Below are 19,246 nucleotides of genomic sequence, written 5' to 3'. Positions count from 1 at the left end.
CACTACTAATAATTTCACTCGAACTGACGATATGTACTTTCAAAATAGGTAATCCCGTCACTTCGAGTGCGGAACAAAGTGACGTGTATCGAGAAGTTGTTTAACCACAAAGGCACAAAAGTGATATCGATATAACACTACTTTTAAGGCACAGGAAAATCAAAGATTTTAAAATATTCAAAATAGATACTCTGAGTCGTAACTGAAAATCTCACTAACCTGATAAAATATTGCGAAGCAATTCGTGTCTTAAAAATATAACATGCATAAACCTGTTTTGTGCCTTAGTGTTAAAAATAAATTCCTTGGCGAATTTGCGATTAATCCTAAACTATCTTAATTCCTTAATGTTTAAAAAGAGTTCTCGATACAAAATTATTCTCCACTTCACTACTAATAATTTCACTCGAACTGACGACATGTACTTTCAAAATAGGTAATCCCGTCACTTCGAGTGCGGAACAAAGTGACGTGTATCGAGAAGTTGTTTAACCACAAAAGCGCAAAGTATTGTTGATATATCACTGCTTTTAGCACACAAAGATTCCACCTGAAGGCAAAATTATTTCTACCATTTAGACATTAAGAAGTAGCCTTGGCAAGGTTTAAATCCTTGCCAAGGCTATAAAGAATCATATATTACGAAGCAATTCGTGCCTTAGTGTTAAATATAATTCCCAAACAGATTAAACAGATTAAACACATTTACGCTTTTGCAACTAACAGTTATAACTTCATAACATCCATAACCTTTATAACCTTTTTATTAAAACAAAAAAAGCCCCGGAAATCCGGGGCTTTCATTATATATCTGGTTGAATATTAACCTAAATAAGGGTATTTATAGTCTTTTGCCGGAACAAAAGTTTCTTTAATACTTCTTGCAGATACCCAACGAAGAAGGTTCATTTTAGATCCTGCTTTATCGTTAGTACCAGATGCACGGCTACCACCGAAAGGCTGCTGACCTACTACGGCACCTGTTGGCTTATCGTTGATATAGAAGTTACCGGAAGCATTTTCTAATGCTTTGTAAGCCTCGTTGATTGCATAACGATCTTGAGAGAAGATAGAACCTGTTAATGCATATGGAGAAGTACTGTCTACTAACTGAAGTGTTTCAGCCCATTTCTTGTCTTCGTATACATAAACTGTTAAGATTGGTCCGAAGATCTCCTGCTCGATACTTTCGTAGTGTGGGTTTGTTGTTTCGATAACAGTTGGGTGTACAAAGTAACCTTTCTTATCATCGCACTTACCACCGATAACTACTTCAGCATCTTTAGCTTTCTCAGCTCTGTCGATGTAACCTTTACACTTATCGAAAGAGTTTCTGTCGATTACTGCATTTACAAAGTTAGACGGATCCTCAGTAGTTCCTACTTTGATAGTCTTCATTTGTTTTTCCATTACCTTCTTCACATCTTTCCAGATAGATTTAGGAATGTAAGCTCTGGAAGCTGCAGAACATTTCTGTCCTTGATATTCGTAAGCACCACGTACTAACGCTGTAGCCAAAGCATCAACATCAGCAGACGGGTGAGCCATTACAAAGTCTTTACCACCAGTTTCACCAACAATTCTTGGGTAAGATTTATAGTTATGGATATTGTCACCAATCATTTTCCACATTCCCTGGAATACTTTTGTAGAACCTGTGAAATGAAGACCTGCAAAATCAGGGTGAGCCAATACTCTCTCAGCTGTTTCTTTACCATCAGTGAAGATCATGTTGATTACACCATCCGGTACACCAGCTTCTTTGAATACTTCCATAATAACGTGTGCAGAGTAAGCCTGCTTATCGGATGGCTTCCATACCACAACGTTACCCATCAATGCCATACATGATGGTAAGTTAGCAGAAATAGCTGTAAAGTTAAACGGCGTTACTGCAAAACAGAAACCTTCTAAAGGTCTGTATTCAGCTCTGTTCCAGATTCCTGCATCAGATATCGGCTGCTCAGCATAAAGCTCAGTCATAAACTCTACATTGAAACGCAAAAAGTCAATTAATTCACAAGCTGCATCAATTTCTGCCTGATGAACATTCTTAGACTGTCCGATCATTGTAGCTGCGTTGATTCTGTCTCTGTAAGGTCCGGCAATAAGGTCTGCTGCCTTCAAGAAGATCGCTGCTCTTTGCTCCCATCCAAGGTCGTTCCATTGTTTTTTAGCTGCTAATGCTGCTTTAATGGCCTCATCAACATGCTTCATAGTTCCCTGGTGATAAAAGCCTACAGTATGTTTGTGGTCGTGTGGCGGGTGGATCGTTACTTTCTCTTTTGTTGTAACGTTTTTCCCACCGATAACCATTGGTATTTCCAGTTCTTCAGCATACATTTTTTTGTATGTAGCGATCAGGCTTTTTACTTCTTCAGAGCCTGGAGCGTATGTTTTTACCGGTTCGTTTTGTGCAAAAGGCACTTGCGAAATTGCTTTTGACATAATTTTTTAGATTTATTCTCACAAATTTACGACATAAAAGCCACTTTTTAAAATATATCAGATAAAATATCTATTCTGTTCTACAGGCTGAAAACAACAAAAAATATACTCCGAGAACCATTAAAATATTACAAAATTCAATGGTACTATGTCTCTGCAAACTAAGTTATAAACATAAAATACGCGGAGTATTGTTTTTTTTAAACACTTTAGAAACATGGGATTTATACCTTCATTTATTATTAAAGTACACGTAAGTTAAAAATCAGAGATTTTATTATCAGTTCTTAAAGCTAAAATCCGCCTTTACTAAACACCGTAATTGGGGTTACTTAAAAAATAATTATTGTTAAATTTTATCCCTTTCTATTCACTGTTATACCTCCGTAATTTCGTAACTTCACCCCGCAAAATTCAATCTTAGTTATGACTTCAAAAGAAAAAATTGCAGCATTGCGTGGCGCTATGCACAACAATAATATCGACGCTTTCATTGTCTATTCAGCAGACCCACATATGAGTGAATACTTACCTCAGGAATGGCAGGAAAGATCTTGGCTTTCAGGATTTACTGGTTCCGCAGGTTTTGTGGTTATCACCAAAGACAAAGCCGGATTATGGACAGACGGAAGATACTTTACGCAGGCTCCTATTGAGTTGGAAGGTTCGGGTATCGATTTATTCAAAGATGGTATCGAAGGAACACCAAATTATATCGACTGGATTATTTCTGAAATCCCTGCAGGCGGTAAAGTAGCAGTAAATGCATTGGCTACTTCTCACAGCAACTGGGAGGCTCTTGATTCAAAATTCAGTGCTAAAAATATTACCTTAACGGATCTTCCTTTACTTAAAGAGATCTGGACAGATCGTGGCATTGCAGTAAAAAATCCAATCTATGTACATCCGGTAGAAAGAGCCGGGAAATCAGTTTCGGATAAAATTGCAACTATCCGCCAGAAGATGGAAGATCAGCATGCCGATGTACATATTATTTCCAGTCTGGATGATGTAGCATGGACACTGAACCTTAGAGGAAGCGACGTACAGTCTAATCCTGTATTCTTAGGTTATATTGTACTGTCTAAAAATGATGCTATCCTTTTCACTGATCTTGAAAAACTGGATACCGATGCCCGCAGGCAAATGGATGAGTCTGGAGTGAAGATGATGCCTTATGACGAATTTTTCAATCACCTGAGACAAATAAAACAACAAAATATACTTGTTTCACCAAACAGCAATCAGTCTGTTTTCGATACATTAAAAGAAGCAAACACCTTTATCAAAGCTGCTGTTCCGGGAAATCTGATGAAAGCTCAGAAAAATGAAGCTGAATTAAATGGTTTCCGTACCGTAATGGAAAGGGATGGTGTTGCTATGGTAAAATTCCTGTACTGGCTAACGCATCAGGCAGGTAAAGAACCGATGAATGAATACAGCATTGGTGAAAAACTAAGAGGCTTCCGTGCAGAAGGCGCTAACTTTGTAGGTGAAAGTTTTGGCAGCATTATCGGTTATAAAGGTAATGGTGCTATTATCCACTACTCTGCAAAATCTGAAGGCAGCAAGGAGGTAACCAATGACAGCAGTATTCTTGTAGATTCCGGTGGTCAGTACCTTGAAGGAACAACCGATATTACCCGTACTCTGGCATTAGGAGCTGTGACTGATGAGTTCAAGAAAGACTCAACATTGGTATTACAGGGCATGATCAGACTTTCTATGGTGAAGTTCCCGAAAGGAACCAGAGGTGTACAACTGGATGCCTTTGCAAGATTACCACTATGGATGGCTGGGAAAGATTATAATCACGGAACCGGACATGGTGTAGGAAGTTTTATGAATGTTCATGAGGGTCCTCAGAGTATTCGTAAAGACCTTAATCCACAAGAATTGCTTCCGGGAATGGTATTGTCTAACGAACCCGGCTATTATGTAGTTAATCAGTATGGTATTCGTCATGAAAACCTTATTGCAGTAAGAGAGGCTGAAACAACAGAATGGAATACTTTCTATGAGTTTGAAACATTAACTTTATGTCCGTTCTTCAAGGATATTATTGTAAAGGAGATTCTTTCTGCAGATGAAATTCAGTGGCTGAACAGCTACCATAAAACTTGTGAAGAGAAACTTGCTCCTCATCTTGAAGGGGATGTTAAAAACTGGTTCTTGGAATTAGTAAGTCCATTGTAGTCAATAGGACTTTTCAACAATATTAAAATCTCGTAGCGTGGCTACGAGATTTTTTGTTTTGTCAATATCATAAAAGGGAACGATATCCGTCACTTCGAGTGAAATTCTGAAAGAATTTTGGATCGAGAAGTTGATTAACCACAAAGACACAAAAGTATTTTTGATATATCACTGCTTTTAGGGCACAAAGGTTTCATCTAAAAGTAAAATTATTTTCATCATTAAGGCATTAAGGCAGTTAAGCTTTTATTGCTAAGTGTTAGTGGCTTCGTATTCCTTAAATAGCAGTACAACAGGTAAAACATCTTTGCGTTCTTTGCTATTAATTCTAAACTATCTTAATTCCTTAATGTTTAAAAAGAGTTCTCGATACAAAATCACTCTTCGCTTCACTACTAATAATTTCACTCGAACTGACGATATGTACTTTCAAAATAGGTAATCCCGTCACTTCGAGTGCGGAACAAAGTGACGTGTATCGAGAAATTCTTTAACCACAAAGGCACAAAAGTATTGTTGATATGCTACTGTTTACAGGGCACAAAGGTTTCACCTAAAGGTAAAATTATTTTCACTATTCAAATATTAAGGCAGTTAAGTTTTTAGTTGTCATTACTAAGCGTTAGCTGCTTTGCATTCCAGTCCAAACTCGATATTTAAAAGCGCCTTCAGTTTTGCAGGCGAGTGTCAAAAGCTTGAAAAGCTCGTTAAAAAATGATCATTGTTTGAGCATAGCGAGTTCTGAGCATTTTAGAGATTGAAAGCTAGTTTGACCGCCGAGAAACTAAGGCTTGATCTTTTGTAACTTTTGGATCAAGCCAAAAGTTTAAGAATACAATTAGAAAAACTAAAAATAATTCTATCATTTAGATATTAAGACAGTTAAGCTTTCAGTGATCATTACAGCTTTACATTACTTTAAAGTATTATAACAAGAAAGAAAACTTTGCGCTCTTCGCGATCCATATTTTAACGAAAATAATTCCACAATTCTTAACGCCTTCATTTCCCTGTCCATAAGTTTTTGTAGTCCACTGATGTGTAATTACTTTAGTAACCTATGTAACTCTTCACTGTATAAAAAACTATGTATCTATGTGGTTTATATATTCCGTCACTTCGAGTGCGAAACTAATTGGAGCGTAGCGAGAAGACAGGTTTAACCACAAAGACACAAAAGTATTGTTGACATATCACCGCTTTTAGAGCACAAAGATTTAATCTAAAGGCAAAATTATTTTCATCATTTAGGTATTAAGACAGTTAAGTTCATTGCTAAGTGTTAGCGGCTTCGCGTTCCTTTAAAGCAGCATAAAGAGCAAAAAATCTTTGCATTTAGAAAAGTTTATAAACACAAAGGCACAAAAGTGATCTTGACATAACACTGCTTTTAAGGCACAGGAAAATCAAAGATTTTCAGAGATTCAAAATGGATATTCCCTGAGTCATAACCGAAAATTTCATTAACCTATAAAATATTGCGAAGCAATTCGTGCCTTAAAAATATAACAAGCATAAACCTGTTTTGTGCCTTCGTGTTAAAAATAAATTCCTTAATGTTTAAAAGGAGTTCTTGATACAGAATTATTCTCAGCTTCACTAATAATCTCACTCGAACTGACGATATGTACTTTTAAAAGAGGCAATCCCGTAACTTCGAGTACGAAACTAATTGGAGCGTAGCGAGAAGACAGGTTTAACCACAAAGACACAAAAGTATTGTTGACATATCACCGCTTTTAGAGCACAAAGGTTTCACCTAAAGGTAAAATTATTTTCATCATTTAGGTATTAAGACAGTTAAGTTCATTGCTAAGTGTTAGCGGCTTCGCGTTCCTTTAAAGCAGCATAAAGTGCAAAAAATCTTTGCGTTTAGAAAAATTTATAGACACAAAGGCACAAAAGTGATCTTGACATAACACTACTTTTAAGGCACAGGAAAATCAAAGATTTTCAGAGACTCAAAATGGATATTCCCTGAGTCATAACCGAAAATTTCACTAACCTATAAAATATTGCGAAGCAATTCGTGCCTTAAAAATATAACAAGCATAAACCTGTTTTGTGCCTTCGTGTTAAAAATAAATTCCTTAATGTTTAAAAGGAATTCTCAATACAGAATTATTCTCCGCTTCACTACTAATAATTCCACTCCAACTAACGATATGTATTTCCAAAATAAGCCATTTACAATACCAATGAAAAAAGCCGTAAATTTGCACCTATGAATAAAGAGACTATCTGTGCTTTAGCTACTGCCAACGGAATGGGTGCTATCGGGGTGATTCGGGTTTCCGGAGACGATTCTTTTCGTATTGTAAATACCGTATTTGAAGGTAAAAATCTGGAAAAGGCAACTTCCCATACCGTACATTATGGTTTTATAAAAGACGCAGATGAGGTAATCGATGAGGTAATGGTTGCGGTATTTCATGCCCCAAAAACTTTTACCACCGAAAACTCTGTGGAAATCTCTTTTCATGGTTCTCCGCATATTGCCAAAAGAATACTGGAGGTGCTGATTAAAAACGGTGCCCGCATGGCAAAAGCCGGAGAATTTACACTTCGTGCTTTTATGAATGGCAGAATCGACCTTTCGCAAGCGGAATCTATTGCCGACCTTATCGCTTCGGAAAATGAAGCTTCCAGAAAGGTAGCTTTGAACCAGCTGAAAGGTGGTATTTCTCAGGAAATCTCTTTATTGCGTACAGACTTGCTGAACTTCACTTCGTTGATTGAACTGGAACTTGACTTTGCCGAGGAAGATGTGGAATTTGCGGACAGAACTGCACTAAATGGATTACTGAATAAAATAGAATATAAACTCAGTTCTCTTATCGAGAGTTTCCAATATGGGAATGCCATTAAAAACGGTACTGCTGTAGCTATTATCGGTAAACCCAATGCCGGAAAATCGACATTATTGAACGCCTTACTAAAAGAAGAGCGCGCTATTGTCAGCAATATTGCCGGAACCACGCGTGATACTATTGAGGAAGTTTTACACATCAAAGGTCATGCTTTCCGATTAATTGATACAGCTGGTCTTCGTGAAACAATGGATGAGATTGAGGCGATTGGTGTACAAAAAGCTAAAGAAAAAGTAGCACAGGCGGAAGTATTGGTTTACCTTGCTGATGCTGCCACAGCTGATTTCTCTGAAGATTTCGAGATGCTGAGATCCCTTCTGCGCGACAAACTTGAACTTATTATCTGCCTTACTAAAATAGACGAAGTTGTTCCTACACAGTTTGAGGCGATTGAAGACCTTTTCCGCAAGGAGATTAGTCATCCTTTTGATTTTATAAAAATATCAGCACTGGAAAACCGCAATATTCAGGAGCTTAAAAATGAGTTATCTTCTTTTGTAGAGCAAATGAAATCCGAAGAAGGCAATGTGGTGATTACCAATCAGCGTCACTTCGAAGCGCTACAAAGATCTCTGGATGCTGTTAATCGGGTAAAAGAAGCGGTTTCTTCGCAGATTACCACGGAACTCCTCGCCTACGAACTCCGCAACGCTATAGAATACCTTGGTGAAATCTCGGGTGAATTTACCAATGACGAGGTACTAGGGAATATCTTTAGCAAGTTTTGTATCGGGAAGTAATGAAACTCTGATTTTCATTTACGGTTTTCCTCAACGGAAATCTGCTTTTTTATCTTAAATTTGAAAATCATTCTATGAATAGGTTATTTGTAGACCTTCGCTATTAATTAATATATAAAAATATACATGAACCATACTGTTCATAACAAGTTAGTTAGTTTCATCTGGAGCATTGCCGATGATTGTCTTAGGGACGTATACGTAAGAGGAAAATATAGGGATGTAATCCTGCCAATGGTAGTTTTAAGAAGATTAGATGCTTTACTGGAACCTACTAAACAACACGTTCTGGAAGAAGTGGAATTTCAAAAAAGTACTATGAAATTCACAGAATGGGATGACAAAGGAATGACGGCTGCATCAGGATATGTTTTCTACAACACTAGCGATTGGACGCTTCAAAGTCTTTACGGAAGTGCTACCAACAGTCAGCAAATTCTTTTAGGAAATTTTGAAGACTACCTGAATGGATTCAGTGCCAATGTACAGGAAATCATCAGTAAGTTTAATTTACGGGCTCAAATCAAACACATGGCCAACAAAGATGTTTTGCTGGATGTTTTGGAAAAATTTACTTCCCCCGATATTAATCTTACGCCTTTTGACAAACTGGATTCAGCAGGAAAAAAGCTACCCGCATTGACGAATCTGGGAATGGGATATGTATTCGAAGAACTAATCAGAAAATTCAACGAAGAAAATAATGAAGAAGCGGGAGAACACTATACGCCAAGAGAAGTAATTGACCTGATGACACATATGGTTTTTGATCCTATTAAAGATCAGATTCCATCGGTGATTACTATTTATGATCCTGCCTGCGGAACAGGAGGAATGCTTACAGAATCTGAAAATTTTATTACGGATCCGGAAGGTGAAATCAAAGCCACCAGTACTTCGGTATATATGTTTGGGAAAGAGGTGAATGATGAAACCTACGCCATCTGTAAATCGGATATGATGATTAAGGGTAAAGATCCTGAACACATCAAAGTAGGTTCTACGCTTTCTACTGATGAATTTGCCGGAACCAAGTTCGATTTTATGCTGTCCAATCCGCCTTATGGTAAGAGCTGGGCATCTGAACAGAAATACATCAAAGATGGAAAAGACGTTATCGACAACCGTTTCAAAATAAAACTGAAAAATTACTGGGGCGAAGAAGAATACGTAGACGCTGTACCACGTTCGTCTGATGGACAACTACTTTTCCTGATGGAAATGGTGGACAAAATGAAGCCTCTTACCGATAAAAACAAAATCGGAAGCCGTATTGCTTCTGTACACAACGGTTCCAGTCTTTTCACAGGTGATGCAGGCGGTGGTGAAAGCAACATCAGAAGGCATATTATAGAAAATGATCTGCTGGATGTTATTATCCAATTGCCCAACAATATTTTCTACAATACCGGTATTACTACCTATATCTGGATATTAACCAACAATAAACCCAGCCAGCGTAAAGGAAAAGTACAGCTGATTGACGCCAGTGAAATGTACCAGAAACTGCGCAAGAATCTTGGTAACAAAAACTGTGAGCTGAGTAAAGATCATATCAGCGAGATTTTGAACTGCTACCTAAACCTGAGTGAACAAGAAAAAGAAGGCGAACAAAAACTAGCGAGCAAAGTTTTTGACAATGCTGACTTTGGATATTATAAAATAAATATCGAACGTCCGAAACGACTGAAAGCACAGTTTACGGAAGAAAAGATTGAGGTTTTAAAATGGGATAAAACACAAGCCGAGTTTTCAAAATACCTTTTTGAACAATACGGAATGGAAGTTTATACCGGGCTCGAAAAATATAAAAAAGAAATAGCAGATTATATTGACAAAGAAGAACTTAACATCAATACAAAGCAACAAGCTGCTTTTCTGAAAAAAGAAACCTGGCTAAAACAGAAAGAATTACATCAGACTGCCTCTAAACTAATGGAGGTTTTGGGCACTGAAATCTACACCAACTTTAACCTGTTTACCAGCAAAGTAGATGAAGTTTTGAAAAAGAATAAAACAAAACTGTCTGCCACTGAGAAAAAACAGATTCTGGATGCCGTAAGCTGGTATGATGATGAAGCCGATAAAGTCATTAAAAAAACAGAAAAATTAAACAGCCAGAAGCTTGCTGATTTGTTGGACTATTTAGGTTGTGAAGAAAAAGACTTATCTTATTACGGCTATTTCCCTACGGACAAAAAAGCTGAATATATTCTCTATGAAACAGAATCTGACCTACGCGACAGCGAAAGCATCCCGCTAAAAAGTAATATACAGGAATATTTCCTGAAAGAAGTAAAACCTTTTGTAGAAGAAAGCTGGATAGCGTTGGACTCCGTAAAGATTGGCTATGAGCTAAGCTTTAATAAATATTTTTATAAACCTGCTCCTTTGCGTTCTTTGAAGGAAGTAACAAAAGAAATATTGGCATTGGAAAAAGAAGGTGACGGATTGTTGACAGAAATCTTAATTTTTTAGGAATGAAGCGCTACGATAGATACAAAGACAGCGGTGTGGATTGGATCGGTGAGATTCCTGAAAAATGGCAATGTTTAAACTTCAGGCAATTAATAGATGTCTTGACTGATTTTACCGCAAATGGATCATTTGGAGATTTAGCCAAAAATGTAACATATATTGATGATGTCTCATATTCAAAACTAATCCGGTTAACTGATTTAAGAAAAAATCTAGAAAATGGCGGGATATATATTGACGAAAAAAGTCATAAATATCTCAAAAAATCTGAGCTTTTTGGAGGTGAATTATTAATTGCTAATGTAGGTGCTTATGCTGGGCTATGCTGTATAATGCCTGATATTAATTACAAAGCTTCTCTAGGTCCCAATATGTTCTTATTAAAGTTGAATAATATCCTATTGATAAATTACACATTTTATCTCATAAATTCATCTAAATATTGGCAGTGGCTTCAAATAACAGCATTATCATCAGCTCAGCCTAAATTAAACAAAGAGAATATAAGACAATTAAAGGTTATTCTTCCTCCTCTTCCCGAACAACAAACCATTGCATCTTTTCTGGATGATAAAACGGCTAAAATTGACCAAACCATTTTCATCAAGGAAAAAGAAATAGAACTACTAAAAGAACGTCGTCAAATCCTTATTCAAAAAGCTGTAACCAAAGGCTTGGATGACAAGGTTAAATTTAAAGACAGTGGCGTAGAATGGGTTGGTGAGATTCCGGAGCATTGGAAAGTTATGAGACTAAAATATGTTTTCAAAATTTTAAAAAGAATTGCTGGAAGAGAAGGTTATAATATTTTATCAATTACACAAAGAGGTATAAAAATCAAAGACATTTCAAATGGAGAGGGGCAAATTGCCTCAGATTATTCAAATTATCAATTCTGCAACAAAGGTGAATTTGCTATGAATCATATGGATTTACTCACAGGTTGGGTAGATATAACTAAGTATGATGGTGTAATTAGCCCAGATTATCGCGTTTTCCAATCTATTTTACCCAATGCTAATAAAAAATATCTTTTACAATTGCTCCAACTTTGTTATTCCAATAAAGCTTTCTACGCTAATGGACAAGGAGTATCAATGTTAGGTAGATGGAGATTTCCTACGGAAAATTTCAATAATTTTTCATTCCCAATTCCATCTAACATAGAGCAAGTCAAAATTGTCGCTTATTTAGAAAAAATAGAAGAAAAAATCTCAAAAGCCATTTCTTTAAAACAACAGGAAATAGAAAAACTAAAAGAATATAAAACCGTACTGATTGACAATGTAGTAACGGGTAAGCTAAAAGTAAGCTAAAAAATGTCAGCCATTTCGATACAAAGCTATGCTGACCTGATTAAAATGCTTCCGGTAGCAGATCAGGCTTTCACAGTTAAAGCAAGCAACTGGGCAAAACGGTTATCAGGAAATCATTATACTGAACTTTTTAAAGGAGCAGAAAGTATATGCATAAGTCGACAGGATATACGCGAAACCAACAATCCGGATCTTTTAATCCTGAAAACTATTCTTTGGGGGTATCCGAAAGGAATGCGTGGAAATAATTTTGAGAATATTTACAAGCAATTAGATAAACTTACAGAAATTTTAGCCGTTTCAAACACAGCTACTTTGAAAGTTGATGATGTAGCTGTAATGCAAAATCAATTGAGTACAATAACAGGTTTAGGATTATCCACCTATTCCAAACTGTTGTATTTTTCCAATTTTAGATTTGGGGAAATTCCCGCACTTATATTAGACGAACGGCTCATAAGAGTTTTTAAAAACAGAATATTCAAAGAATTTGAATCTCTTTCTCAAGTATCTCTGCACAATGCAGGAAGAATGTATAAAACATATCTTCAGGTGATGTTTGAAGTATCCCAATTACTGAATGTCAACGGAGAAAATATAGAACAGTTTCTTTTTATATTTGGCAATCATCTAAAACCGACCAACGATTTATAAAAGTTTAAAAGCCTGAATTTCCATAAAAAGTATATCCCGCAATAAATAATTATAGCAGCTATTGAAGTAAAAATAAAAAATGATATAACACCAACATGAGCGTACAAGTAATCAGCTGTACTTTACAAGATTTATTTGAAACAAAAAATAAAGCCATTGAAGGTACAAGCATCAAAGGACAATTATCTATTCCGGAATATCAACGTCCTTATGTTTGGCAAGAGAAGCAGATCAACCAACTCTTGGATAGTGTCATTGAGCACCACCAATCTACAATTGCAGAAAAACCGATGTACTATCTTGGAAGCATCCTTTTGCATCAGGAAAATGGACTTCTCAAAATTATTGACGGCCAGCAACGATTAACCACCTCATTATTAATACAGAAAATAACCAATCCTGATTATAAATCGGGCATTACCTATTCTGCCAGCAAAACCATCGAAAATATAAAGTACAACTTATCGTATTTGAAAAGTATTGCTAAAAAAAACATTTTTGAATACCGAGAAAAAAATGTTTTGGACTATTTCGATTTTTCCAATATCAATGTAACCCTTATTGTAACCGATACGGAAGATTTGGCTTATACATTTTTTGAAACCCAGAATACAGGCGGAGTACGTTTGGACGGAAGTGATATTTTAAAGGCGCATCATCTGCGCGCTATCAGCTGTCCGAAAACAATCAACTATCAGGCCCGAAGATGGGAAGCTTTTGAAAATTCTAAAGTTGAATACCTTGTGCAATTGCTCACAAAAGTACGTTTTTGGGACAATCGCAAATGGAGATCATTCCCTTATTATAAAGATGAAAGAGGAATAAAAGCTTCTATTATTGATGAATATACAATCAACACCAAAAATAACCATGAAGATATCTCCTACCATTACAGTGCTGTAAAAAATGATGGTGGAAGAATGTTTCAGTTGCACGAAAGCCATTACAAACAACTAAAACAGCCCTTGGCAAACGGCAACAACACTTTGGATTATATCAACGAATATATTCATCTTCACGAAATATTATTTGGTTCTATTAATGATTACAGAGTTCCGGAAAACTATTATGAATTTAGAAATAAGGTGCTACACGGAAACAATGGCACCCTGTTTTTGAAAGAATTATTTGAAGCCGCCCTGATTTCTTATGTGAGCCGATTTGGGTTTTACAGGCTTTATGAAGCAGGTTTATGGTTGTATAGAATGATCTACTCACTACGTGTTACCAATCAGCGCAATGTACGGGAAGACAGTGTTTTCAAATTTGTATATGGTTATCAATTCATAGACAATATTATTGAAGTATTCACTGTAGACGAATTGCTTCTGTATTTAAAAAAGTTCAGTTATACTTTAGACATCTCCTATTTCGAAAACAATACCAGTAAAGGATTGCATTTAGAAACGTTGAGAAATTATTTTGATGACATAGGAACAATTGAACAGTACAAAAAGAATCCAAAAAAATTTGATAAAGACCTGATTAATTCAATAGCTCAAAAAACGCAAGTAAAATGAGAAAAATCTTTGATACTGCTATAGTAAATCTTGAAAGCCTGAACTCATACAATTTCTCAATTCCAACCTATCAAAGACCATACGTATGGGGAGATGAGCAAATTAAAAAGCTATTGGACGATTTTTATTTATCTTTTCAAAGCTCTACAGATGCCGAATATTATGTAAGCACCTTTCTTACGAAAGAAAATGGCGAGCTTGCAGAACTGATAGACGGGCAACAGCGCTTTACAACACTTTGGATTATTGCCTTTGTCATGTTCACCCTTAATTCGCAATCAGACATAGAAACATTTCTGAAAAAAGACGACAAGCTAAGGCTTGGATTTGAAATCAGAAAAGAGGTAAGCGACTATCTTGAAAACTTAATTGATAATAAGGCTGACAAAAAAAACTATGATGAAAAGATCATCAACGAATATCCATATCTAAAAAATATAGCAAGAGCCATAACTTTTGTTAAAGCCTATATCGAACAACTTAAATTAACTAAAGAAAACTTACAGGGTTTTGGCAACTTTATTTATAGAAATGTTAAGCTCATTAAAAACACGACACCCGATAATACCGACTTAAACAAGTTGTTTTCAACCATTAACAGTGCCGGAATTCAGCTGGAACAAACCGACATTGTCAAAGCCAATCTGCTCAAATTTCTGGATGACAAAATTGTCTATGGCAAAATATGGGAAGCTTGTGAAAACATGAACAATTTTTTTGAAAGAAACGTAAGACTCTCTTTTCCGGAAACGGATAAAAAGAATATTGACTTGACAAATATGATTTCTTTTGACAGGAACATATTTCTTTACGAGAAATCATCAGATGTTGTTAATGCAGAAGATTCATTTTCAATTGATAATCTGTCATATGACCAAATCAATGATTACAATGTTTTAAATAGAGAAAATGACAATGAACAAAAGCGAAAAGATTCTGACGAGATATTTTGCCGTTCCATTATCAGTTTCGGTCAGCTTTTATTACACACGTACAGAATTCATTTAAAGAAAGAAAAAAGACCAGATTTCAACGGAACATTTCACGTCAACAGATTAATTGAGATATTTAATGAACTGGCGGAAAGGAAAGACAAAGAAGAAATAAAACGCTTTTTTCACCTTTTATGGGATATACGTTACTTGTTTGATAAATACATCGTAAAATGGATATCAGATATTGATACAAAATCTGAATCATTGGAGTTACTCAATTATAACAAAAATGAGGAGGGATACTACAGCAGAACAAAATATCAGAAGTCATCCAGTCTGATGTTGCAAAGTGTGCTGTACTTTACAGGAGATTACCTCCGACAATATTGGCTAACTTCCTATTTAGGCTATTTGGAAGAAAACCATAATAACATAACCCCAACTGCCAACGATTTACTTTTAAAACTGGAGGAAATAGACAATTCTTTCTCTTTAAGTGAAAAACCAACTGACAAAGAAATTTCATGGATGCACATCAATAAAGAAAAGATTAATCCTGATTTTGATTTCCAAACTTATTTTAATGAAAGTGCCGGAACAGGATTTAAACATTATTGGTTTCAAAAGTTAGAATATATACTCTGGAAAAACTGGGAAGATAAAGAAGACGAAAAGTATAAAAAGTACAAAATAACTTCTAAAAACTCTGTAGAACATATATATCCCCAAAATCCCGAAAACAGGATTCAGCATCCTGAAATTCAGAATGAAGATTTGCATTCTTTCGGAAATCTGGTATTGCTAAGCGTATCACAAAACAGTGAATACAGTAATAAATCTGTGACCGTAAAAAAATCTATGTTTCTGGAAAAGACTGAAACGTATGACACGTTAAAATCTTTTCATATTTTTAAGGATCAAATAGAATGGAATAAAGACGCTATTGCAAACCACAAGGATAAAATGATAGCGTTGATAAAAAAACATTATAGCCATGCCATCACAAACTAACGAACTTGCCCTTGAAACTGCTATAGAAAAAGCTTTGTGTGGAGTTTCGACGGAAGATATAAAAAATGGGACAATAGCCGAGCCAGCCGCCCCTTACGGAGGTAATGGTTTTTATATAGGAAAACCAGGTGATTTTGACCCGAGATTTGCTTTGGACGAAGTCCGTTTCTGGGACTTTCTGGAACAGACACAATCCGAAGAACTGGACAAGCTAAAACGGCAGAGTGACTGGAAAATAAAAGTACTTGACCGTTACGACAAGTTGGTAAAAAAATACGGCATCCTCAGATTACTACGCAAAGGATTGGCGGTAGACGATGCACATTTTACATTATTTTATGTAGCGCCATTGCAAAACAGCAGCCAGTCCATAAAGGATAATTTTGAGCGTAATCAGTTTAGTGTAACCCGTCAATTGCGATATTCGCAGACCAATCCTCTTGAGGAAATAGACATGGTAATCTTTATCAACGGGATTCCTATTTCCACAATTGAGCTCAAAAATCAATGGACGGGGCAAAATGCCAAAGTACACGGTATCAACCAATACAAATTCAAAAGAGATACAACACAACCGCTGTTAAATTTCGGAAGATGTCTGGTACATTTTGCAGTAGATACCGATGAAATTTATATGACCACCAAACTGGATGGTGCAAAGACATTTTTTCTGCCTTTTAACCTGGGAGATAACTTCGGTAAGGGCAATCCGCCCAATCCTTTCGGACACAAAACCTCCTATTTCTGGCAGTATATCCTGAAAAAAGAAAGCTTAGCCAATATCATCCAGCATTTTGTTAGATTTGACGGAACCGAAAACGAAGCCTTAGGAAAGAAAACCTTATTCTTTCCACGTTATCATCAACTGGATGTTGTACGCAGGCTGTTGAAAGACACCTCGAAAAATGGAGCCGGAAAAACCTATCTCATCCAGCACAGCGCCGGATCGGGTAAATCCAATTCCATAACATGGCTGGCTTATCAACTGATTGAAGCATATCCGGAAAACGAAGCTGTTGCCGGAAACAGACCCATAAATCAGCCTTTGTTTGATTCCGTAATTGTGGTAACGGACAGAAGATTGCTGGACAAACAACTTAGAGATAACATCAAAGAATTTTCTGAAGTCAAAAACATCGTAGCACCGGCGTACAAATCGTCGGATCTGAAATCGGCTTTAGAAAGCGGTAAAAGAATCATCATTACCACCATTCAGAAATTCCCGTTCATCATAAAGGATATTGCTGATATGAGCCACAAACAGTTTGCCGTAATAATAGACGAAGCCCACAGTTCGCAATCCGGACGCTCGGCAGACAAACTAAATGAAGCCATTGGCAATAAAGGCGATGATGCTGATGCGGCAGATTATCAGGACATGATGCTGGAAGCTATGAAAGCCCGCAAGATGACTACAAATGCATCTTATTTTGCTTTTACCGCCACCCCAAAAAACAGCACGATGGAGAAGTTTGGTGTAAAGCAGGAAAATGGTTCGTTCAAACCGTTCCACCTCTACTCCATGAAACAGGCAATTGAAGAAGGATTTATTCTGGATGTTTTAGCCAATTACACTACCTACAAAAGCTATTATGAGCTGGAAAAATCTATAGAAGAAAATCCAATGTTCGACACCGCCAAAGCTCAGAAAAAGCTAAAAGCCTTTGTCGAAAAACACAAGCAAACCATTGGCACTAAAGCCGAAGTTATGCTGGATCATTTTATGCAATCGGTAGTAAATACCAAAAAACTGAAAGGCAAAGCCAAAGCAATGGTTGTAACCCAAAGCATTGAATCTGCCATAAGATACTATCAGGCACTGAATGAGCTTTTGAACAAAAGAGGAAATCCGTTTAAAATTGTAATTGCGTTTTCCGGCGAAAAGAAAGTAGACGGCATAGAATATACCGAAGCACAGATCAATGGTTTTCCCGAAAGCGAAACCAAAGACAAATTTGATGAGGATGAATACAGAATGCTGGTAGTTGCCAATAAATACCTTACCGGATTCGACCAGCCAAAATTGTCTGCCATGTATGTTGACAAAAAGCTACAGGACGTATTGGCAGTGCAGACTTTGTCCCGACTGAACCGCTCTGCCAACAAACTAGACAAACGGACGGAAGACCTTTTTGTACTGGATTTCTTTAACTCTGTAGAAGACATCCAAAAGTCATTCGACCCTTTCTATACTGCAACAAGTTTAAGTGGCGCTACAGACATCAATGTCCTGCACGAATTAAAAGACAGTTTAGACGACTCGGGGATTTATGAGCAAGCTGAAATAGATGACTTTAACGAAAAATATTTTAAAGGTGCCGATGCCCAATTGCTAAGCCCTGTTATAGATATGGCTGCCCAGAGATTCAATTCAGATCTTGAACTGGATGACAAGCAAAAAGCCCATTATAAAATTAAAGCCAAACAATTTGTAAAAATATATGGTCAGATAGCGGCTATTCTCCCTTATGAAATGATTGCATGGGAGAAATTATTCTGGTTCTTGAAATTTCTGATCCCCAAAATGGTCGTAAAAGATCCTGACGGAGATTTGTTAGATAAACTATTGGAATCTGTTGATTTATCTACCTATGGTTTGGAAAGGACAAAATTGAATACCTCGATAAGTCTGGATGATAGCGAAACCGAATTAAATCCACAAAACCCAAATGCCAGAGGTGTACACGGTGAGGATGAAAAAGACGAATTGGAAACCATTGTCAACAGCTTTAACGAGCGTTGGTTTCAGGGCTGGAGCAGTACGCCGGAAGAACAACGGGTGACGATTCTGACTTTAGGAAAATCAATAGAGGCACATCCCGAATTTGAATTTAAGGTAGCTCAGAACACAGACGACCAGAACAGGGAATTGGCATTGAAAAAAATTATTGATGAAGTAATGTCCCAAAAAAGAAAGCATGATTTGGAATTGTATAAACTATACGCTCAGGACTCGTCTTTCTATCAGGCCTTTATCAATACGATTAAGCAGGTGATAAGTACAAAATAAGAAGTCAGCTCAAAGACTTTTTTCTGCATATAAATAAAAAGCTCAACAATGTTGAGCTTTTCATTTAT

General features: G+C 36.5%; 9 protein-coding genes. 8 read left to right on the top strand and 1 reads right to left on the bottom strand.

Going from position 1 to position 19,246, the window contains the following annotated elements; all coding sequences use genetic code 11:
- Positions 1-822 precede the first annotated feature (822 nt).
- On the bottom strand, positions 823-2,448 hold the full coding sequence (gene pruA / locus BAZ10_RS09110) for an L-glutamate gamma-semialdehyde dehydrogenase (protein ID WP_078771777.1): 1,626 nt from the start codon (positions 2,446-2,448) through the stop codon (positions 823-825).
- 426 nt (positions 2,449-2,874) lie between these two features.
- On the opposite strand from pruA, the gene BAZ10_RS09105 reads away from it, so the two are divergent.
- The 8 genes from BAZ10_RS09105 (at position 2,875) to BAZ10_RS09070 (ending at position 19,178) form a co-directional block, all read left to right on the top strand.
- A complete protein-coding gene (locus tag BAZ10_RS09105) occupies positions 2,875-4,644 on the top strand; it encodes an aminopeptidase P family protein (protein WP_078771776.1) in 1,770 nt (589 codons plus the stop codon).
- A gap of 2,224 nt (positions 4,645-6,868) precedes the next feature.
- A complete protein-coding gene (mnmE, locus tag BAZ10_RS09100; RefSeq protein ID WP_078771775.1) occupies positions 6,869-8,254 on the top strand; it encodes a tRNA uridine-5-carboxymethylaminomethyl(34) synthesis GTPase MnmE in 1,386 nt (461 codons plus the stop codon).
- Positions 8,255-8,380: 126 nt separating this feature from the next.
- Complete coding sequence (locus tag BAZ10_RS09095; protein ID WP_078771774.1) at positions 8,381-10,732, top strand: type I restriction-modification system subunit M; 2,352 nt, start codon at positions 8,381-8,383, stop codon at positions 10,730-10,732.
- Positions 10,733-10,734: 2 nt separating this feature from the next.
- Positions 10,735-12,048 carry a restriction endonuclease subunit S gene (locus BAZ10_RS09090; protein ID WP_078771773.1) on the top strand — a complete coding sequence of 438 codons (1,314 nt, stop codon included), beginning with the start codon at positions 10,735-10,737 and terminating at the stop codon, positions 12,046-12,048.
- A 3-nt stretch (positions 12,049-12,051) separates the two neighbouring features.
- Positions 12,052-12,702, top strand: coding sequence for an 8-oxoguanine DNA glycosylase OGG fold protein (locus BAZ10_RS19270; protein WP_078771772.1), 651 nt, complete (start codon positions 12,052-12,054; stop codon positions 12,700-12,702).
- Positions 12,703-12,797: 95 nt separating this feature from the next.
- Positions 12,798-14,222, top strand: a complete 1,425-nt coding sequence (locus BAZ10_RS09080; protein ID WP_078771771.1) for a DUF262 domain-containing protein — start codon at positions 12,798-12,800, stop codon at positions 14,220-14,222.
- Positions 14,219-16,168, top strand: a complete 1,950-nt coding sequence (locus BAZ10_RS09075; RefSeq protein ID WP_078771770.1) for a DUF262 domain-containing protein — start codon at positions 14,219-14,221, stop codon at positions 16,166-16,168. Before BAZ10_RS09080 ends, BAZ10_RS09075 begins: the two co-directional genes overlap by 4 nt.
- Positions 16,152-19,178 carry a type I restriction endonuclease subunit R gene (locus BAZ10_RS09070; protein WP_078771769.1) on the top strand — a complete coding sequence of 1,009 codons (3,027 nt, stop codon included), beginning with the start codon at positions 16,152-16,154 and terminating at the stop codon, positions 19,176-19,178. The genes BAZ10_RS09075 and BAZ10_RS09070 overlap by 17 nt, the downstream gene beginning before the upstream one ends.
- The last annotated feature ends 68 nt before the right edge of the window (positions 19,179-19,246 follow it).

It is taken from the genome of Elizabethkingia occulta (assembly GCF_002023715.1).
GTDB lineage: Bacteria > Bacteroidota > Bacteroidia > Flavobacteriales > Weeksellaceae > Elizabethkingia > Elizabethkingia occulta.
The sequence above is the reverse complement of the archived record's forward strand: the minus strand, read 5'-3'. Positions and strand labels throughout refer to the sequence as shown.